This window comes from Micrococcaceae bacterium Sec5.8, from assembly GCA_039636775.1.
Classification (GTDB): domain Bacteria; phylum Actinomycetota; class Actinomycetes; order Actinomycetales; family Micrococcaceae; genus Arthrobacter.
The window spans coordinates 2725522-2746126 of sequence record CP143429.1 but is presented as its reverse complement, the minus strand read 5'-3'; the positions used below and the strand labels follow the sequence as shown (position 1 = coordinate 2746126).

Sequence of the window (20605 nt, the reverse complement as noted above, 5' to 3'; positions counted from 1 at the left end):
AGCCAGAAAAGAGGACCGGAGCATGTTCCGGTCCTCTTTCTGGCTGTGCGCTCCTCCTTCCGTTGCTTCGAACAGCCAAGCCCCAGACCGTTACAGCGGCCGGGCCAGGCGGGCCTCAGCCAATCTCCAGAACGGTGATCCGCCAGGTCAGCCGGCACCGCTCCAGCCGAAGGGCGACCGCCCGTACCCGCAGTTCCTCGACCACGACGGCGCTTGCTTCATAGATGTCAGCGGAAATGCGGCACGCCCGGACCGACCGAACGGAAGGATTGCGGTGCAGCCGGCCTGCAGTCGGACTCGCCCCGCACGGCACGCGCCGGGTCAAAGCGGCCCGGTGTTGCAGGGCAGCGAGGCAGCGTTCATCGAGCCGACGGGCCAGCTGCTGCGCCGGCCGGGTGCCGGCCAGTACTTCTATGGCAGCCTGGACGGTGCTGCGCGAGATTGCGCATACCTCCTGTTCCTCATCAGCCAGGCGCAACTGCGGAACTGCCGGAACGCGGGGACCGGACGGACGCGCCTCCGGCGCGCCGCCGCCGGGCACCAGGCGCAGTGGCGGAGTTATCGACGTTGCGGCTTCCGCAGCGGCATGGTGTCTGGTCAAGGCGGTCATGATGCTTCCTTTACTGGGGGAGTTTGGAGTCGTGCGGTTGCCGGGCCCCGGCTGGTATCTTCATCCGGTCATCACTCGCTGGCCGGAAGTCTCAATACCTGGCCGGGCCTCAGGAGGTTGGGGTTCCCGCCGATGATGTCCTTGTTGGCTTGGTAAAGCCGCGGCCAGTCCACGGCGATGTCCACGTCCGAGGCGAAGGGTCCGAGGCGGGCCGCCGACAAGCTCCAGAGTGAATCTCCGGGGCGTACCGTCACTTCGCTTGCCGGGCTGGAAGGCTGTTGGTGACGCGGGGGCTGCGCGGCCAGCGGCCCGGGGTCGACAACCGGACTGAGCGGCTGCCACTGCGGACCGGCGACGGCAGGGTTGGCCGCCGGTTGTCCGGGGCGGGGCGTGGGCCCGGGAACCGGTGCGGACGTGTCCGCCGCAGTGCCAGTCCCAGCCGGGAGGGCCGTCGGAGTCCACGCCACAGACGCTTTGGGGATGACGGCGGCATCCGGTACCGGGGCTGCAGTCGAAGCCACGGCCAGCGGGGCGGTGAGCAGGTGCAGTCCCAGAGTGGCCAAGGCCAGCCTGCGCATGAAAGCCGGGGCGAACCTTCCGGTCGCAGATGCTGCGCGGAGGTTCCCCCGGCGTTCCAGGCAGGCGGCCACGACAGCGATGAACAGGGAGAGGGCCCACCAGACGATGACTATCAGGCCGGCCGTGTTTGCAGCGATCCCTAGCTGGTCTTCGAATCCGAGCGATTGATGACGAGACGAGGAAGACCGCCAGCGCAGAAGGATGCTGCCTCCTGTTCCCGCAAGAACAAGTCCCAGCAGCAAAATGGCGGCGGCCGCAGCGGCATCAGCGCCAAGCCCGCGACGCCGGTCCGGGAGGGAACTGTTTGCTGCTGCCCGCATGGAACTCCGCCTTTACCTGGATAGCGATTGAGTACGTGCATTTGATGCGCTTTGATACTGTTTGACTTAGTTTGAATCATTTGAGCCCCGTTTGTCCAGAGTCGATTTTCGGGTTGTGCGGTTGACCCCCGGTATCGGCACGCCTACGCTGACGCCATGCGCTGGGATGCCCTTTTTGCCGATCTGGAGACACAACTGGCCGCCAGTGAGCGGCTTGATCTCGACGCGGAAATCACCGAGCGGACACGGACCGAGGCGGCAGCGGTGGAGCTCACGGATCGGCTCCGGGGCTCGGTGGGGCAGCTGATCGTGGTTCAGTTGGCGTCCGGATCGGCGCTCGAGGGGACTCTAAGCCACGCAGGAAGCCAAGCCCTCGTGCTGGATGAACCACAGCACCAGGTGCTCGTTCCCTACGCCGCGGTGGTTCGATACCTCGGTCTTTCGAGGCTGGCCGTACCAGAATTGTCCAAGGTGCGCCAGAGGCTGGGCCTGGCCAGTGCGCTGCGCGGGCTGGCGCGGGACCGGGCTGCCCTGGCCGTCCTGCTGGCAGGCGGTCCGGCAGGAGAAACAACCCTCCATGGGGTGATTGACCGGGTGGGACGCGACCATCTGGACCTGGCGGTCACCGGCGGCGGCGAGGACCGCCGGCGCGCCAACGTCCGGCAAATGGCGACGATACCCTTTGGCGCGTTAGCCGGGCTCCGGTCGGCCCGGAGGCCCGGGTCCGACGGCCGGCGGTACTAGGTCCGGGTTCCGGCGCAAGACGCAAGACGCGAGACGCAAGACACCGAGGATGCCGGCCGTGGCCGTCCTGACCCGGTGTCGCGGCGAGTCCGGCTCAGCGGACTTTGGCCTTGGCTTCCTGGATCATCCGGGTGGCTTCGGCGTAGCGCTCCTCGATGTACTGCTCGAGCATCTTTTCCTCAACACGCCACTGGCCGCGTCCGCCCACCTGGATGGCCTTGAGTTCACCACTGCGCACAAGTGCGTAAGCAGCAGGAGCGTTAATCTGGAGCTGCTCCGCGACGTCGGCGAGGGTCAGGAATCGTGGCATATGTTCATTTTGCCATCAATGGCACCATTTGAGGCTCTTATCCACAGTCCGGCCCACTTCGTTCCAGCATCTTCCCGTCCGGGCACGAAGAGGTAACAATGTAGGGGCCACGCCATTGCGGGGCGGCGACTACAGGGGGAGCGGGCGCATGAGTGTGGGCACGGTAGCTGCCGGAGCACGGCTGAAGAGGCCATCCTGGAAAGACCCCCGGCTCCTGGTGGGCATCCTGCTCGTCCTGGCCTCGGTCGCGGGCGTCGTTTCTCTGGTCGGGGCCGCCGACCAAACCGTCGAGGCATACACCGCCCGGGAAGCGATTGCCGTCGGTGAGAAGCTGACCGAGGACAAGCTGAACCGCGTCAAGGTCCGCCTTGGTGACGTAGAGCAGCACTATCTCACCCCAGCCTCCGGTCTTCCCGACGGGCTTATTGCTGTCCAGAGAATCGGCAAGGACCAGCTGGCGCCGCGTGCGAGTTTCGGTCACCCGGACGGCCTGGACCGGAAACCGGTCGCCGTGACTGTCGATGAGGCATTGCCAGCACAGGCCGTTGCCGGCTCGCGGGTGGATGTGTGGGTGGCGCTGCCGGATACCCGCAACGGATTCAATCAGCCGGCCCTGCTGTTGCCGGGAGCCGAAATCGCCCAAATCACGCCGGGCAGCACCGCTTTGGGGTCCGCGCGGTCCACTGTCGTGATGGTGCTGGTGACCAACGAGCAGATGCCGAACCTGCTGGGTGCCCAGGCCAACAAGGCCAAGATCTCGGTGGTCTGGAATCCTGGCGGTTCATCCCGATGAGTATCCCGGTAGTCACCGTCGGCGGCTCGAGAGAGGACCTGGTGGGCGGGCTGGAGCGCCTCCACGGGCCGGTCTCAGTGGTCCGGCGGTGCCAGGAACTTGCGGAGCTGCTGGCGGCCTGCCAGGGAGGAATGGCCCGTGCGGCGGTCGTGGCCGAAGGCAGTGAGGAGTTGACGGCGTCTCTGGTGGACCGGCTGTCCGCCGTTGGCGTCGCCATCGTTGCCCTGACCGACAGTCCGGAGGAGAAAACCCGGCTGCGGGGCATCGGCGTCGCCGCCGAACTCACCAGCGTCGATGCCCCTACCCTCGCCGGACGCATCATGGCGTCCGTCGCACAACTCGCTGGCACCGAACAAAGGCTGCGGCCGGCGGCCAATGCCGGTCTTGCTGAACCGGGCAGGGACCCCGCCGGCGCGGGCAGCCCTGCCACGGGGGGTGTTGAAAGCCCAGGCACGGGGCAGATCATTGCCGTGTGGGGACCCGCCGGCTCGCCGGGACGGACCCTGCTTGCCGCCAACATGGCAGGCGAACTCGCCGCGGACGGCAAGTCCGTGCTGTTGGTCGACGCAGACAGCTACGGCGCCAGCGTCGCTGCCATGCTGGGGCTCTTGGACGAAGCGGCAGGACTCGCGCAGGCTTGCAGGCTTGCCGATCAGGGCCTGCTCGATCCTGAGGCGCTGCTCAGGATCGCGACCCCGGTGGTGACAAAGACGGGCACCTTCCGCGTATTGACCGGAATTACCCGGGCCGACCGCTGGACCGAACTCCGCGCCGCAGCCCTTTCCCTGGTGCTGGCCAGGGCCACGCAGGTGGTGGAGGTCATCGTCATCGACACCGGGTTTTGCCTCGAGTCCGACGAAGAACTGAGCTTCGACACCATGGCTCCGCGGCGAAATGCTGCGACGTTGCGGAGCCTCGAGGTGGCGGACACGGTGTTTGCTGTAGGGCTGGCTGACTCCATCGGGGTGCCGAGGCTCGTTCGGGGCCTCGCGGAACTTCAAGCCGCTGTCCCGCACGCATCCCCGCACGTGGTGCTGAACAAGGTCCGTCCGTCCGCGGTGGGACGATTCCCGGAACGGCAATTGCGTGATGCCTGGGAGCGGTACGGGCCCACGGTGCCGCTGGCGGCATTCCTTCCCGCGGATCCCGCCGCCTGTGATGCGGCGCTGCTCGCCGGGTCGCTGTTGCTTGAGTCCGCCCCCGACTCTCCGCTCCGGAGGGCCATCGCATCCTTGGTTTGTGCACCCGTCCAAGGAAAAAGTCATTCCTCTGTATTTTCTTCCACAGCGAGACGCCGTCTAAAGCGTTAGGCTCGCTAAAAGAGCCGCAACGAAGCGGCCGTGAACTTTTTATGGAGGCGTTTGTCGATGTCGTCTGGGTCCAGCGTGGAGGATCAAACCCTTTCGATCGGTGCCGAAGCCGGCTACCTGAGGGACTACTACGAGCACCTCGCCGGAGAAGACGCCCGGGGGTATCCACAGGAGCTCCTGGCGTCCCGGGCGTCCCTGCACAAGGACGCTGCGGCGAACCGGTTCCCGGGACGGGCCAGCATCACGATCTCCGATGAAACCGATCGCAGTGTCGTCTACATTGTCACCGATGACATGCCCTTCCTCGTCGACTCTGTCAACGCGGAACTGGTCCGGCAGAATGCCCCCATCCATCTGGTGATGCACCCGCTGTTCGTCGTGACCCGCAACCGCCAGAGCGGGGAGCTCGTCAAGGTTTCCCGTGTGCCCTCCCACCTGGGGATCTCCAGCGGTGACACCGCGGCGATGCCCAACCTCTCGCACCTGATCGCCCAGGGTGACAACGCTTCGCATATGGAATCCTGGATTGCCGTCGAAATTGATCTCGTGGACGAGGCGAAGCGTGCGGCGCTGATCGAAGGTATCGGCCGTGTGCTCGCTGACGTGCGGGCCGCCGTCGAGGACTGGCCGAAGATGCGCAACCGGGCACTTCAAATTGCCAAGGGCCTGGACAACGTGGCCGATGCCGCACAGATCGCCGAGCTCCGCCAGGCCCAGGAGCTGCTGCGCTGGCTGGACGATGGAAACTTCACGTTCCTCGGCTACCGCGAATACGAACTCAAGACCGAATCCGGCGAGGACGTGCTGGAACCCCGCGAAGACAGCGGCCTGGGGCTGCTGCGCGGCAGCGCCGACACACCGCACCAGATCCAGCACCTCACCGAGACGGGCCGTAAAAAAGCCCGGGAGAAGCGTGCACTGGTCATCACCAAGGCCAACTCCCGCTCCACCGTGCACCGTTCCGCGTACCTGGATTACATCGGGGTAAAGAGTTTCGACGCGGCCGGTAACGTCAACGGCGAACGCCGCTTCATCGGACTCTTCGCCACCACGGCCTACTCCGGCTCCGTGCGCGACATCCCGGTAGTGCGTGAGAAGGTCGCCGCGGTACTGAACGACGCCGGGTTCCCGCCGGATTCGCACTCCGGCAAAGACCTCCTGGGCATCCTCGAGACCTACCCCCGCGACGAGCTGTTTCAAATTGAAGTTCCCGACCTGGCGGCCATTGCCACGGGCATCCAGCGTCTGCAGGAGCGGCGCCGGACCAGGCTGTTCCTTCGGCCGGACATTTACGGGCGTTTTATGTCCGCGCTCGTCTATCTCCCGCGGGACCGCTACACCACGAACGTCCGCCTCCGCATCGAGCAGGAACTGCGCCAAACCTTCGACGCCGTGTCCATCGACTACGAGGCGCGGATGACGGAATCAGCGCTGGCGCGTCTTTTCTTCCGGATCAGGCTTCCCAAGAACGCCGATGTCAGCAACGTCAGCAGCGACGACCTCGAAAAGCGGCTGGTCCGTGCTGCCCGCTCGTGGAGCGAAGGCATCGCCGAGGTCCTGCGCACCCAGGCCGATGCGGCCGGGGGCCTCACCGACGACGGCGCCAAAGGCCTCGCCGGCGTGTGGGCGGAAGCCTTCCCTGCAAGCTACCGCGTCGACTACGAAGTGGAGGATGCCCTCACCGACATCGCACGCTTCGAGAAGTACGGCGCTGCACCGGAGCACGCCGGGGAAGACGTCAAGGAACAGCCTGGCGTCCACGTCTACCTCCCCGAAGGGGCCGGAGCGACGCTCGAAGAGGACGCCCGCGTCAAGCTTTACATGCTGGAGCCCAAAAGCCTCAGCCAGATCCTGCCCTACTTTCACAATCTGGGGCTCGAGGTACTGGACGAACGTCCGTTCGAGATCGAGACCGCAGACCACCGCGACTTTTTCCTATATGACCTCGGCCTGAAGTACCCCGCAGGGGTGGACCCTCTCGAAACCGGTCAGCTTCTGGCCGACTCCTTCAGCGCCGCGGTCTCCGGAGCCGTGGAGTCGGACAGCTTCGACCGGCTGGTCCTGCGGGAGGGAATGCACTGGCGCCAGGTGGTGGTGCTGCGGGCCTACGCCAAATACATGCGGCAAATGGGCAACACCAACTCCTACGGATTCCTCGCCGACACCTTGCTGGCCAACCCTGCGGTCAACCGCGGCTTGAATGACCTTTTTGAAGTCCGCTTCGATCCCGCGCTGAGCTCCGACGCCCGCCAGGCAAAGCAGGAGGAAGTCCTCACCGCCCTCGACGCAGCGATCGAACAGGTCGCAACGCTGGATGCCGACAGGGTGCTGCGGACCTTCAAGAACCTGATTCAGGCCACACTGCGGACAAACCATTACCAGAACAAGGCGCATCTGAGCCTTAAGCTGGACCCGTCAGTCATTGAAGGACTGCCGTTCCCGACTCCCATGTTTGAAATCTGGGTTTATTCGCCCCGGGTCGAGGGTGTGCATCTGCGTTTCGGCAAGGTGGCACGCGGCGGGCTGCGCTGGTCGGACCGGCGTGAGGACTTCCGCACCGAAATCCTGGGCCTGGTCAAAGCCCAAACTGTCAAGAACGCCGTGATTGTGCCCACCGGAGCCAAGGGCGGGTTCTACGCCAAGCAGCTCCCGGACCCGGCCTCGGACCGTTCCGCATGGATGGCTGAGGGCATCGAAAGCTACAAGACGTTCATCCGCGGGCTCCTGGACGTCACCGACAATCTCGTGACAATGCCGGAGGGCGAACGGCTGGTGCCACCGGCCGACGTCGTACGGCATGACGACGATGATTCCTACCTCGTCGTCGCGGCCGATAAGGGGACCGCGTCCTTCTCCGACATCGCCAACGGGCTGGCCAAGGAGTACGGGTTCTGGCTCGGCGACGCCTTCGCCTCAGGCGGGTCGGTCGGGTACGACCACAAAGCGATGGGCATCACCGCCCGCGGGGCCTGGGAATCCGTCAAACGGCACTTCAGCGAGCTTGACCTGGACACCCAGTCCGAGCCCTTCACTGTGGTGGGCGTCGGTGACATGTCCGGCGACGTCTTCGGCAACGGGATGCTGCTCTCCAAGCACATCCGGCTGCTCGCGGCCTTTGACCACCGGCACATCTTCCTGGATCCCACCCCCGACGAGGCTGTTTCCTTCGACGAACGCCAGCGGCTCTTCGAGCTGCCCCGTTCGTCCTGGGACGATTACAACAAGTCCCTGATCAGCCAGGGTGGCGGCGTCTTCGCCCGTCAGGCGAAATCGATTCCGGTCTCGGAGCAGGTCAGGTACGCGCTCGGATTGCCGGAAGGCACCACGAAGCTCAGCCCGCCCGAACTGTTGCGCGCCATCCTGCTCGCTCCGGCCGATCTGCTCTACAACGGCGGCATCGGCACGTACGTCAAGGCCGGCACGGAAACCCATTCCGAGGTGGGCGACAAGGCCAACGACTCCATCCGGGTCGACGGCTGCGACCTGCGCGTCAAGGTGGTTGGCGAGGGTGGCAACCTGGGCATGACCCAGCGTGGCCGGATCGAGGCGGCCCTGCAGGGTGTCATCTTGAACACCGACGCGATCGACAACTCCGCTGGTGTGGACTGCTCGGACCACGAGGTCAATATCAAGATTTTCGTTGACCGGATGGTCGCCGCGGGGAAACTCGATCCTGCGGAGCGGTCGGAGTTCCTGGCTTCGATGACCGACGAGGTCGGCCGGCTGGTGCTCGAGGACAACATCGATCAGAACATCCTGCTGCTCAATGACCGGATGCGGGTTTCCGAGTGGAGCCCAAGCTACGAGCGCCTCATGGACTGGCTGGAGAAATCGGCGGACCTCAAGCGGGACCTGGAGGCGCTGCCCACTACAGAGACGCTCCGCGAGCGGCTGGAGCAGGGGCAGGGCCTGACCTCGCCTGAGCTGTCCGTGCTGGCGGCCTACGCCAAGATCGAACTCGCCTCGGCGCTTCGGGACAGCGACCTCGCCGAGGACCCCTGGTTCCGGGCGACCCTGCGGGCCTACTTCCCGCAGCAGCTGCGGGACAGGTTCGATGCAGACCTGGACACCCACCCGCTGCGCCGCGAAATCATCGCGACCGTCGTGGCAAACGACATGATCAACATGGGCGGCATCACCTTCGCGTTCCGCGCCATGGAGGAAACCTCCGCCACTGAGGCCGCAGTCGCCAAGGCTTTCGTGGCACTTCGTGAAGTCTACGAACTGGACATCATGGTGGGGGAGCTGAACGAGCTGCCCGCGTCGTTCCCGACGGAGCACTGGAGCACCATTCACCTGGATATCCGCCGGCTTCTGGACCGGGCGGTACGGTGGATCCTGAGCCAGAGCAACGCCTCCCGGCCTATCGCCGAGACCGTGGCCGAGTTCAAACCCCTGATGGATCCCATGCGGTCACGCCTGCTGGATTACCTGCGCGGCCAGGACCGTGACCGCGTGGCCGAATGGCTGGAAAAGGCGCGTAGCTGGGACGTTCCCGAAGATCTGGCACACCGGTGGGCTGAACTGTTCGAGAGCTTTGTGTTGCTCGACGTCGCCAAGATCGTCCATGCGAGCCCGGAACCGGTCGAGAACATCGCCCATGTCTACTACGCGGTATTCAACCGTTTCCACGCCGACTCCCTGCTGGAGCGCATCACCAAACTGCCTCGGGAGGACCGCTGGCAGGCCCTGGCCAGGGCGGCCCTGCGTGATGATCTCTACTCCACCGTGTCCGATATGACGAAGGCGGTTTTGGAGTCGTCACCTCAGGAGATGCCGGCGGAGGAACGCCTCCTGGCGTGGGAAAGCCAGAATGTTGAGCAGTTGGACCGTGCCAGGAGCATGTTCGACGAGGTCAATGCCCTCGAGGCCGATGACATGGCCTCGCTGTCGGTAGCATTGAGGCTCTTGAGGTCAATCGTTCGACGCTAGGCAGCGCCAGCTGCTGCCGGCGTTTGCAAATGGAGGTGCTGTGGCAATCTTTACGGACCCTATCAGGGAGCATGCTGATTTTGGGCCGGGGGATGCCGAGTGGCTGCACCTCCTGGTCGGCGACTGGCAGATGGTCGCCGACCTGGCGTTCGCGGACCTGGCGCTGTGGTTTCCGCACCCCGAGTTCGGCTACGTAGCCCTTGCCCACGTCCGTCCCTCCACCTCGCACACGGTGTTCCACGCCGACTTCGTGGGGGAGGGGATCCGGTCGGACCTGCAACCGCTCGTTGACAAAGCGTGGGAAAGCCGGACGATTGAGCGCTCCAACGAGACCAACTGGAGCAGCGACATGGCCCTCCGGGTCGAGGCCGTGCCAATGGTCCGCAATGGCCGGACGCTCGCCATCGTCACCACCCACATGGATCTCTCAAGCTCCCGCATGCCGTCCCGGCTGGAGCTGACGTACCGGCAATGCGCCTACGACCTGTTGCGGATGGGAACGTTGGGGCTGTGGCCGGACTTCGCCTCGCCTACCGGTTCGCGCCGCGGCGCCCCCCGCGTCGGTGACGGTTTGATCCGGCTCGATGCCGAGGGAATCGTCCAGTACGCGAGCCCCAACGGGGTTTCCGCGTTCCGGCGGCTCGGCGACGGCGAGTCCCTCGAGGGCCGAAGCCTGGCCGAGGTCACGGCCGGCCTGCTGAAGGACCGCCGCCTGGTGGACGAGACCCTGCCGCTGGTGGTCACCGGACGCATGCCGTGGCGCAGCGAAATCGAGTCCCGCGGGGTCAGCCTGTCGCTGCGGGCGATCCCGCTCCGCGATGAGCAGCACCGGTTCGGCGCGCTGGTGCTTTGCCGGGATGTCAGCGAGCTGCGGCGCCGGGAAATGGAACTCGTTACCAAGGACGCCACCATCCGGGAAATTCATCACCGGGTGAAAAACAATCTGCAAACCGTTGCCGCGCTGTTGCGCATGCAGTCCCGGCGCATGGTCAGCGACGAGGCCAAACAGGGACTTGAACAGGCGATGCGGCGTGTGGCCACGATCGCCCTCGTGCATGAGACGCTGTCCCAGGGCCTGACCCAGAGCGTCGACTTTGACGAGCTTATCGGGCGCCAGTTCCGCCTCTCCGCCGAGGTTGCGTCACCGTCGCAGCAGGTCAGGACTGAGCGGTCCGGACTCTTCGGCGATCTGCCAAGTGACTTCGCCACTCCGCTGGCGTTGGTCATCAACGAACTGGTGACAAACGCCGTCGAACATGGCTTGGAGGGGCGAACCGGAACCGTCTGGCTGGCCGCGGCCCGGTCAGAGAGCGAGGACGGCGATGAACTGCTGACCGTGACCGTGGCGGACGACGGCGTTGGCATCCCCGCCACACCCTATGTGGAGGGACTCGGCCTGCAGATCGTCCGCACCCTGGTGACCAGCGAACTCGGTGGCAGCATTCAGTGGAAAGCCAGGGACGGTGGCGGGACGGCCGTCCAGATTGTCCTGAGCCTGGCCAAACGGTAGCTGGCCGGCCCCTGTTGGCGGGGTACCGCTGGCGGGCTTAACGAAGAATGGCCGCAGACCTAGGTCTGCGGCCATTCCTTTCCAGACGGTGAATCAGGAACGCGGGGTCAGGAGGCGCGGCGGGCCCGGGCAGCGCGGCGCTTGAGCGCGCGGCGTTCGTCCTCGCTCATGCCCCCCCATACACCGGCGTCCTGTCCGGACTCGAGGGCCCACTGCAGGCACGTGTCGACCACGGGGCATCGACGGCAAACACTTTTGGCTTCCTCGATCTGCAGGAGAGCAGGACCGGTATTTCCGACGGGGAAGAAAAGCTCCGGGTCCTTGTCAAGGCACGCTGCGCGGTTACGCCAATCCATGCTTATCAGTCACTCCATTTCTTGGGCACTCGTTGAAATGCCTTTGTGAAATTATTCACTAGAGGCTTCATAAAAAAGGGGCCCTGTGGGCCCCCTTGGTCATCTGGATTAAGCGTGTCATGTTAACGCTGCGTAAACAAGGGGTTCCCCACTGCAAAATGCGGTGGGACCGTGAGCGATGCATCACATTGGCTGGCGGTGCCGGTGCACTTAGCCGACCATGTCCGGTACTGTGCCAGTGTGTCAAGAGCTGCCAACAACCCCTCCAAGCCCGGCCGCGACGGCGATAGCTCCGGACCTCCTCCCGGCGATGCCCGAACAGGCACGCACGGGCGTCCCCCGGGAATCCTCATCATCGCGGTCATTGTGGCAGTGGAGGCGACTGCCCTGCTGGCGGCAGCCGGCTGGTACGGGAGTCAGCTTCTCACCGGCGCCCCGGTGCTGTCGTTCTGGGGCGCGGTGTTCACCCTCGGACTTCTTCTGGCGTTTTCGGCCTGGCTCTATGCAGTCGCAACGTTTCTGTTCCGCGGCTACCGGTGGCCGCGTGCGGGGGCGCTGGTGGCGCAGCTCTTCACCCTCACCATCGGTTTTCCCACGATGTCCGGCGGATACCCTCTGGCAGGTCTGGCCATGGTAGTTCCGGCGGTCGTGGCGATCGTCTTGCTGTTCGATAAGCGCGTCATCTCGTTCACTTCGCGCGCCGGGGGATCGCCCCCCGCGCTGTAGCCGGGCCAGTACCGGGCGGCCCTCAGCCAATGCTCGGGGCATCTGCCCAAGGATCGAATGCCAACTGCACGGCGCAGGCGCGCCCCTCTGAGATCAGAACGGCCCGTCCCGGAGGAGGACTCTGCTCCAGTTCGAACCGAACACCAAACAACTCTCCGTCCATCAGGGTCCTGGGGGCAATAAGAAGGCCGCGCCCCTGGCCCACCGCCTCCTGGGCCAGTGCTACGCGGTGCCGAATGGCCGGGTTGAAGCCGGCAGTCAGGATCACGCGCCAGCCGAGGTTGTGCAGCAGATGCAGCCGGTTGTTGGTCTCGGGTGAGTGCAGATCGAGGTCATCGGCCAGCAGAATCGTTTCCGGATCCAGTGCTCCGGCACGTGCAGCGTCATGGATTCCGGCCCAGAAACGCTCCGGATCGTTCTCCGCCGGCGGCCGGATGAAACCCTGCTGTGGATTCAGGCCGGGCAGTGCGGAGAGCAGCGTCGTCTTTCCCGAGGTGGGGCCACCAAACACGGCAAGCACCCCGGCGTTCGGCACATGGACTTCGGCCGGGAGGAGTTCGTCGCCGGTGACCCCCAGCAACAACCGGCGAGGCAGGGGCAGAGTTTCCGTCGTCGACGTGCTGGGCCGGGGCACTGCCGGCCCGCCGGGTCCCGCTCCGCCCGGGCGGGTCCGGAGGAGGACCTCGGCTGCAGCCACCTGAACGGGCAGGGCCTCGACACGGAAGGGCCGGGCACGGACGGTGGCTCGGGGGCGGCGGACGTCCGGGGGGAGGGGCCCGAACAGCTGGCCGACGTTGCCGGAAGCTGACGGTGTGACGGACATCGGCCCAAAAACGACAACCCTGCCGGCATGAGTTCCGGTGGCCGGCAGACGTGGCCAAGTGAGCCGTGCCTCTTCCGTGGATCCGGCCGGCAGGAAGATCCGGTTGGGCAGGGCGGCGAAGAACCGAGAGGTCACGAGTTCGCGTTCCCCGGCCACCAGGACGGTGATTCCCGCCCTTCGGCCGTCACGGACGATGTCCTGGAGTAAGTCTTCGGCCCACGCCAGTGGGCCGGCCCTGAACGCGGAAACCCAGGAACCCCATCCATTGAGCGCAAGGAGGAGGGCCGGCGGCCCGGCAGAGAGTTCTCCGGTCAGCCTCTGGGTCATTTCGGCCGCAATGCGCTCCAGGACCCGTGCGGCCCGGCGGAGTTCATACAGCCCCACAACTGCCCCGACCCGGGGGGCGGTCGCAGCTGCACTGAACGTCCCGCCGGCATCCAGGAGGTATATATGCGAATCGCTATCACAGGTGAGGAGCTGTTCCACGATAAGGTCCATGGCGGCATCGGCGCCTCCTGTGAGACCCGAAATCAGAGCCAGGTGTCCCTGCATGCCGGGGTGCCAGCCGAACTCGGTGACACGTTGTTCCCCGGGCAGGTCCAGCAGGCCCAGCCTGATGCAACCGCGGCTGCCGTCAGCCGGGAAGGGCAGTTTCGCGGGGAGTGGGCCAGCGACGGGACGCCGCGGTCTCACGCCGCCGGAAGCCTCCCACAGGGCGCTTATGGTGTCCGTGAGTTGCCGGAGCCCCGGCGACTGCGGCGCATCGACGGCTCCCGGCCGGCCGGGCCCCATGCCCGTTCCCGTGCCCTCATACCGGCCTGCCGGCGGGCTGGCCAGGTATTCCGCCGCTTCCAGTACGGCGGTTGTGTGCCCCGGGCCGAGCACGGTCGGCGTTACCGCGGCAGTCTGGAACTCCTCGGGAGCTCCGTTTCCGCGGACGAGAAACGCGCGGCCCGGCGTCGAGACCGGTATGGCTGCGGCCAGCGAGGAATTAATGACGTCGAGGGATTCCAGCTCGGATTGGACCCTTAGGGCGATGCAGCTGGTCACGTTCGCGCGGATGTCCGCGGAGACAGCGCCCTGGGGACGCTGGGTCGCCATGATGAGGTGTACTCCCAGGGCGCGGCCGATGGCGGCGATCCGCATGAGCTCCGCCAGGGCTTGGGGCGCCTCGTCGAGCAGGATTCTGAACTCATCAATAATGAGGACCAGATGTGGCAGCGACCGCCCGGCCGGGCTAAGGGCTTCGTAGGACGGGAGGTCGGCGGCCTGGTGTGCGGCGAGGAGTTCCTCCCGGCGGCGTACCTCGGCCCGCAAGGAGGCAAGGGCCCGCGCCACTTCCTCAAGGGCGAGGTCCGTGAGCAGTCCCACACAATGAACCAGGCCGGCCAACGGCTGAAGTGCCGAGCCGCCTTTGAAATCAACAAACAGCAGGTTGACGCGGTCCGGTGGATGCGCAGCCGCGAGCCCGGCAGCCAGTGTCCGCAGCAGTTCCGACTTGCCGGAACCGGTGGTGCCCGCCACCAGGATGTGGGGGCCGTCCGCTTGGAGATCCAGCAGCAGGGGGCCGGATCGTCCAACCCCGACCACGACGGGAAGCCCAGGCCCGGCGGCCGACGCTTCCCAACGGGCGGAGATGTCCGCAGCTGAAACGGGCAGCAGCCCGCTAAGGGAACAAACGTCGGGAAGGCCGGCCGGGGGCGACAACGCAGGGGCTACTGTCGCCAGTCGCCGGCAACTGCGGTCAAAGACCCGGGACGGAACGAGATCGGGAATAAATTCCAGCGTCGGGGAGCGGACCGATGACAACCGCGCCGTGCGCTCGCCGAGCACCAGGGCCGTGCCGGCGGCCGGTGGTGCTGCAGGATCGGAGGTGCAACAGAGCACCTGCCAGCCGCGGCTGACCGCTGCAGCACAAATTCCGGTGGCTCCCGCCCCTGTGGCAATGATCAGCACCCCTCGCTCAAACCCGGCTCCCGGGCCGGCCGCCAAGATTCTCGAGGTGGCGCCGGCCTCCGCAGTCAGCAACGCGCCCGGCAGGAAGCGGGCGGCAAGCAGCGGCGGGGTTGGGCCCTGAATGAGGATCCGGGTACGCCCGGCAGCGGGGTAGCTGGCAAGCTGCAACACGAAGGACCTGACCAGTCCCGCGACGGCTGTTTCCGGGCCCCGGAGCGTCGTCACCGGAGTGGCAGGATCCAGCGTCACGGGCATCAAGCCGAGCGGTGGTGGCCGAAACCCCGGACCGGGAGGTTCCAGCCTGACGTTGGCGTCCTGCGGCTTGAGGCCGAGCCGCAGCCAGACCGGGCCCGGGTCGATGGCGGGAGCCGCACGGGGGCCAGGTTGCGCGGACCACCCATGCAGGGACAGCTCGCCGGCGGAGGGCGCGGCCCGCCGTCGTCGTTCTGCGTCTTCCCCGGCAGCTGCGGCGACGGCCGCCCGCAAATCGAGGCGCTGCCTTCGACCCGCTACAACGGGCACCAGAATCGAAGCTGCGGACACCGCGGTGAAAGCCAGAAAGATCCACATGCCCGTCAGGAGCGCCATGCCCACACCGATGGCGAGGGGCAGAACAGCACCCAGCAGGAGGGCCGCCCGGTTGACGGGCAGAACGGGATTGCTGACCAGCAGAGGATCCGAGACGTCGGATCCGGCACTGGCCGGGATGTCGGTGTCCGGGGAACCCCCGAAAACCAGGGACATCGAGGAGCTGCCGCACCGGATCATCGAGTCTGTGGAAACGGCCGCCGTGCCCACCTTCCTGCCGTCCACACGGACCCCGTTGGCGCTCCCGAGATCGCTGAGGGTGACGGCGGACTCCGTCACGTCCAGCTGCGCATGTTCGCGGGACAACTCCGCGTCCGGGATGGAAATCTCCGTGCCGGCGCGTCCGATGCGGAACCGGCCGCGCCGTAAGGGGAAGATCATTCCGGCGCCGGGACCGCTGTGGACGGCCAGGACGAGAGGGGCCGCGGCGAGGACAGAGGATGCTGTTGCGCCGCCGTCGACTATGGCCCCGTCCACCGGCACCGCCCCGTCCACCGGCACCGCACCGTCCACCGGCACCGCACCGTCCACCAGAACTGCACCGTCCACCAGAACTGCACCGTCCACCAGGGGGTGCCCGCCGACGCGCAACCCGGCCACCGCGATCCGGTCCACGCTCAGGTGTCCGGTCCCGAAGCGACGGGAGAGTGCCGCCTCGAGTTCTGCGCCTGCACACCCGTTGTCGACGTCGATGCTCAGCTCCACCGGGCCGGAGGCAAGCGCTGACCCGGGAGCCGGCACGAGAGTGCAGTGCAGCATCATCGGGGAGGGGCCTTTCCGGTGGCGATCATTAGGGTCCACGGTAGGCGGGCGAGCAGCGTCCCATCGAAGTGGAAAACCGCTATGTGGATAGCGGGTACGGCCCCGGTAGCCGCTGTAGAGAGCGGGCCACGGCGGGCGCCGGGAGGGGCTCCGATTCGCCGGTTCACAGGTTGTCTCGGGTAGGCTGGAGCAGCAGACAATGCACAATCTTGCGCTGCCCACATTCGAACCAGGAGATTTTGTGACCGCTGACCTCGTCATCGTAGGGTCAGGCTTCTTTGGCCTGACAATCGCAGAACGGGCCGCCACAGAGCTGGGCCTCAAGGTCGTCGTCATCGACCGCCGCCACCATGTCGGAGGCAATGCCTACAGCGAAAAGGAAGAGACTACCGGCATCGAAGTACACCGTTACGGCGCCCACCTTTTCCACACCTCAAACGAGCGCGTCTGGGAGTACGTCAACCGTTTCACGACGTTCACGAACTACGTCCACAAGGTGTACGGCGTTCACAAGGGTGAGGTCTACTCCCTGCCGATCAACCTGGCCACCATCAACCAGTTCTTCCGGGCCAACTTCACCCCGGGCGAGGCGCAGGAACTGATCAAAGAACAAGCCGGGGAACTGGCCGGCACGGATCCGCAGAACCTTAATGACAAGGGCATCCAGCTCATCGGCCGTCCGTTGTACGAGGCTTTCATAAAGCATTACACCGGCAAGCAGTGGCAGACCGATCCCAAGGACCTGCCCGCAGGCATCATTTCCCGCCTCCCGGTGCGGTACAACTACGACAACCGCTACTTCAATGACAAATACGAAGGCCTGCCGACCCATGGCTACACCGCGTGGGTGGAAAAAATGGCGGAGCACCCGAACATCGAAGTCCGGCTCAACACCGACTTCTTTGACGAGTCGCAGGAGTTCAGCAAGAACAAGGTAGTGGGCAACATCCCGGTCGTCTATACCGGACCCGTGGACCGGTACTTTGATTTCGCTGAGGGCGACCTCTCCTGGCGCACCATCGACTTCGAAGAGGAAGTGCTCGACGTCGGCGACTTCCAGGGAACGTCGGTCGTGAACTACAACGACGCGGATGTCGCCTACACTCGCATCATTGAGCCGCGCCACTTCCACCCGGAGCGCGACTACCAGACGGAGAAGACCGTCATCATGCGCGAGTTTTCCCGTGCGGCCGAGAAGGGCGACGAGCCCTACTACCCGATCAACACCGCCGCCGACCGCGAACGCCTGGTCAAGTACCGTGACCTCGCGGCGGCCGAGAAGGACGTTCTGTTCGGCGGACGCCTCGGCACGTACAAGTACCTCGACATGCACATGGCCATCGGGTCGGCGCTGACCATGTTCGATAACAAGATCCGCCCGCACTTCGAGGGCGGCGCCGCCATTGAAAGCGGAGGAGTGGACGCGTGATGACCACTGAAGAGTCATCCTCATGGAGCGCTCTTCAGAGGGTGATCCTCCCGTCGGCCGACCAGACGGACACCATCCCGCTCTACGTGGACGCCGGACCCGCCAGCGGCATCCGGTTGCGGGAAAACGACGAACTGGCGCGCACCCCGAAGCTGCCCGAAGACAAGCTGCAGATGTTCAGTTCGGGAAGCCGCCAGGCCCGCTTCGAGGACTTGCTCTCGCGGCGGTCCATGCGCGTCCGGTCCGGTGAGCAGCTCTCTTTCGGTACCTACTTCAACGCGTTCCCGGCAAGCTACTGGCGGCGGTGGACCTCAGTCCGCGACATCCGGCTCGTGGTGCGGACTACCGGTACCGGAGCTGTGACCGTGTACAAGTCCAATGCCCGCGGTTCCGTCCAGCGGGTTGACGGGCAGCACGTGGATGGTGACACCACGTCGGTCTTCGAGCTGTCCCTCATGCCGTTTGGCGACGGCGGCTGGTACTGGTTCGATCTTGCAGCCAGCTCCACGGACCTGGTGCTCCAGACCGGCCAATGGGAAACCGCCGAAGCCGCCCGCGAAAGCGGACAGGTCACCCTGGAAATCACGACAATGAACAAGCCAGACTTTTGTCTGAACAACGCCCGGATCCTCGCGGCCAACCTGGACGCCCTGACCAACGTCAAGGAAATCCTGATCGTGGACCAGGGGACGCAGAAAGTGCAAGACCAGCAGGGTTTCGCTGAGGTCGAAGCGTCACTCGGGGGCAAACTGCGGGTCATCAATCAGGCAAACCTGGGCGGTTCCGGCGGCTTTGCCCGCGGCATGTACGAGGCAGTGGAGAACGGCAGCGATTACGTCCTGCTGCTCGATGACGACATTGTCCTCGAACCTGAAAGCATCGCCAGGCTGCTCACGTTTGCTGACCGGTGCCGCAAACCAACCATCGTTGGCGGGCACATGTTCGACCTCTATAACCGCAGTGTCCTGCACACCTTCGGCGAAGTCGTCGATCCGTTCCGGATCGTTCCGGCGCAGCCGCACGCAGACATGGAGCTGCGCCACGATTTCAGCGTCGCCAACCTCCGGCAGACAGCGTGGCTGCACCGCCGGGTCGACGTCGACTACAACGGGTGGTGGATGTGCCTGATCCCGACGCGTGTAATCAAGGAAATCGGTCTGTCACTGCCGCTGTTCATCAAATGGGACGACGCCGAGTACGGACTCCGCGCCAGGGAAGCCGGATTCTCCACCGTCTCCCTCCCCGGGGCTGCCGTCTGGCACGTCTCGTGGATGGACAAGGACGACATGGTCGGCTGGCAAGCATATTTCCACGAACGAAACCGGCTGGTCACCACCCTGATCCACAGCCCCTATCCCAAGGGCGGCCGGGTGCTGCGCGAGTCGGTGCAGGCTGATGTCAAGCACCTGGTGTCCATGCAGTACTTCACCGAACACGGACGGCTTGAGGCGTTGAAAGACATCTTCAAGGGCCCCGCCGAACTGCACCGGGTACTTGCTACGAAACTTCCGGAAATCAATGCGCTGAAATCCGAGTACACGGATGCCCAGCTCAAGGAGAACGTGGACGATTTTCCGGCTCCCAAGTTGGGCCGCGGCCCCATGGGCGGTGCCCTGATAGGCATGCCGCGCAAGAAGGACCTGGTTCCGTGGGGCATTAAGACCGTGTCCCGGCAGTTGGTCAAGACTCCTGCGCCGGAGAGCGCGGAACGCCCGCAGGGCTTCTTGGCGCACCGGGACAACCGTTGGTTCAGGCTGGCCCACTACGACAGCGTCGTGGTGTCCAATGCTGAGGGCACGGGTGCCTCCTGGTACCGGCGCGACCCCAGAAAGCTGAAAATGATGCTGGCAGAAGCAACACGACTGCACCTCCGGCTTTACCGGGAGTGGGACAAGCTGGCCGAGCAGTACCGTGCCGCCGTCCCGGAGATCACGTCCATCGCCGCCTGGAAAAGGACGTTCGACGCCGACTCCCGGGAGGGCAGCTGATGGCCGGCCAGGAGGACACCCTCGTCAAACCCGGAAGCGGCCGCGGCCTGCTCGACGTGTACGGCGACCGTTTTCTGCTGAAACTGCTGGTGCGCAAGGAAATCAAGATCCGCTACCGCGGGTCAGTGCTGGGACTGATGTGGTCCTACGTGAAGCCGCTGATGCAGTTTTTGATTTATTTCATCGCGCTGGGCATCTTCCTCAATCTTGAGCACGGCACGCCCAACTACGCGATCTACCTCTTCTCCGGGATCGTTTTGGTCAACTTCTTTACGGAGTCCCTCTCCAATGCAACCCGTTCAATCGTGGACAACCGCGATCTGATCCGAAAAATCTACTTACCGCGGGAACTGTTCCCGGTGGCTACGGTATGGGTCTCGGCTGCCCACTTCCTGCCGCAATTGCTGGTACTGGTCGCCGCCTGCCTCGTTGTGGGGTGGACGCCGTCTCTCCTGCAAATAGGTGCCGCAGTTCTGATCTTTATCATGGTCGCGGTGCTGGCAACCGGCCTGGGCCTGATGTTCGGGGCCGTGAACGTGTACTTCCGTGACTCCGAGAACATCGTGGACATGATCGTCATGGTGGTGACGTGGGCTTCGCCGGTTCTCTACGTGTGGACCATGGTCGCGAAGGTCATGGGGCCGTGGTTCTGGGTCTACATGCTGAACCCTATGACAACCGCCGTCGGAGTCTTCCACTGGACCTTTTGGGAGCCCACGCTGAAAGCGGACCAAATGGTCAGCGACACTATGCCCCCGGATCTTTTGAGCTTCTGGCTTCCCGTTTCCCTGCTCACCTCCGTGGCCATCCTGTTTCTCGGTCAGTTGATGTTCCGCCGGCTTTCCGTCCACTTCGCACAGGAGCTCTGA

The 20605-nt window shown here is 65.1% G+C and carries 14 protein-coding genes; 9 read left to right on the top strand and 5 right to left on the bottom strand.

All coding sequences use genetic code 11. From position 1 onward, the window contains the following. Window positions 1-115: 115 nt before the first annotated feature. Both VUN84_12615 and VUN84_12610 read right to left on the bottom strand, forming a co-directional pair. A complete protein-coding gene (locus VUN84_12615) occupies window positions 116-610 on the bottom strand; it encodes an Rv3235 family protein (GenBank protein XAS63145.1) in 495 nt (164 codons plus the stop codon). Between the two features lie 71 nt (window positions 611-681). Continuing rightward, a complete protein-coding gene (locus VUN84_12610) occupies window positions 682-1509 on the bottom strand; it encodes a LysM peptidoglycan-binding domain-containing protein (protein ID XAS63144.1) in 828 nt (275 codons plus the stop codon). A 156-nt stretch (window positions 1510-1665) separates the two neighbouring features. Here VUN84_12610 and VUN84_12605 point away from each other — a divergent pair, with 156 nt between their 5' ends. Beyond that, on the top strand, window positions 1666-2253 hold the full coding sequence (locus tag VUN84_12605) for a hypothetical protein (GenBank protein XAS63143.1): 588 nt from the start codon (window positions 1666-1668) through the stop codon (window positions 2251-2253). Between the two features lie 94 nt (window positions 2254-2347). On the opposite strand, the gene VUN84_12600 is transcribed toward VUN84_12605, so the two are convergent. Beyond that, window positions 2348-2563: a helix-turn-helix domain-containing protein gene (locus VUN84_12600; protein XAS63142.1), complete on the bottom strand. Its 216-nt coding sequence runs from the start codon at window positions 2561-2563 to the stop codon at window positions 2348-2350. Window positions 2564-2711: 148 nt separating this feature from the next. On the opposite strand from VUN84_12600, the gene VUN84_12595 reads away from it, so the two are divergent. The 4 genes from VUN84_12595 to VUN84_12580 are packed head-to-tail and all read left to right on the top strand — an operon-like array spanning window position 2712 to window position 11108. Continuing rightward, a complete protein-coding gene (locus VUN84_12595) occupies window positions 2712-3356 on the top strand; it encodes a hypothetical protein (GenBank protein XAS63141.1) in 645 nt (214 codons plus the stop codon). Then, window positions 3353-4666, top strand: coding sequence for a P-loop NTPase (locus tag VUN84_12590; protein ID XAS63140.1), 1314 nt, complete (start codon window positions 3353-3355; stop codon window positions 4664-4666). Before VUN84_12595 ends, VUN84_12590 begins: the two co-directional genes overlap by 4 nt. Before the next feature lie 57 nt (window positions 4667-4723). Next, window positions 4724-9598, top strand: coding sequence for an NAD-glutamate dehydrogenase (locus VUN84_12585; protein ID XAS63139.1), 4875 nt, complete (start codon window positions 4724-4726; stop codon window positions 9596-9598). 40 nt (window positions 9599-9638) lie between these two features. Beyond that, window positions 9639-11108 (top strand): histidine kinase N-terminal domain-containing protein, encoded by a 1470-nt coding sequence (locus VUN84_12580; GenBank protein XAS63138.1) that lies wholly within the window; start codon window positions 9639-9641, stop codon window positions 11106-11108. A gap of 107 nt (window positions 11109-11215) precedes the next feature. Here the strand turns inward: VUN84_12580 and VUN84_12575 are convergent, their stop codons facing one another. Further along, window positions 11216-11464, bottom strand: a complete 249-nt coding sequence (locus VUN84_12575) for a WhiB family transcriptional regulator (GenBank protein ID XAS63137.1) — start codon at window positions 11462-11464, stop codon at window positions 11216-11218. Window positions 11465-11809: 345 nt separating this feature from the next. Between VUN84_12575 and VUN84_12570 the strand changes: the two genes are divergently transcribed. Further along, window positions 11810-12190 (top strand): hypothetical protein, encoded by a 381-nt coding sequence (locus VUN84_12570; GenBank protein XAS65850.1) that lies wholly within the window; start codon window positions 11810-11812, stop codon window positions 12188-12190. A gap of 22 nt (window positions 12191-12212) precedes the next feature. On the opposite strand, the gene VUN84_12565 is transcribed toward VUN84_12570, so the two are convergent. Then, window positions 12213-16358 carry an FtsK/SpoIIIE domain-containing protein gene (locus VUN84_12565; protein ID XAS63136.1) on the bottom strand — a complete coding sequence of 1382 codons (4146 nt, stop codon included), beginning with the start codon at window positions 16356-16358 and terminating at the stop codon, window positions 12213-12215. 202 nt (window positions 16359-16560) lie between these two features. Between VUN84_12565 and glf the strand changes: the two genes are divergently transcribed. Genes glf through VUN84_12550 form a run of 3 tightly spaced genes read left to right on the top strand, consistent with a single transcriptional unit; the run spans window position 16561 to window position 20605 of the window. Then, a complete protein-coding gene (glf, locus tag VUN84_12560) occupies window positions 16561-17748 on the top strand; it encodes a UDP-galactopyranose mutase (protein XAS63135.1) in 1188 nt (395 codons plus the stop codon). Then, a complete protein-coding gene (locus tag VUN84_12555) occupies window positions 17748-19736 on the top strand; it encodes a glycosyltransferase (protein XAS65849.1) in 1989 nt (662 codons plus the stop codon). Before glf ends, VUN84_12555 begins: the two co-directional genes overlap by 1 nt. Continuing rightward, a complete protein-coding gene (locus tag VUN84_12550; protein ID XAS63134.1) occupies window positions 19736-20605 on the top strand; it encodes an ABC transporter permease in 870 nt (289 codons plus the stop codon). Before VUN84_12555 ends, VUN84_12550 begins: the two co-directional genes overlap by 1 nt.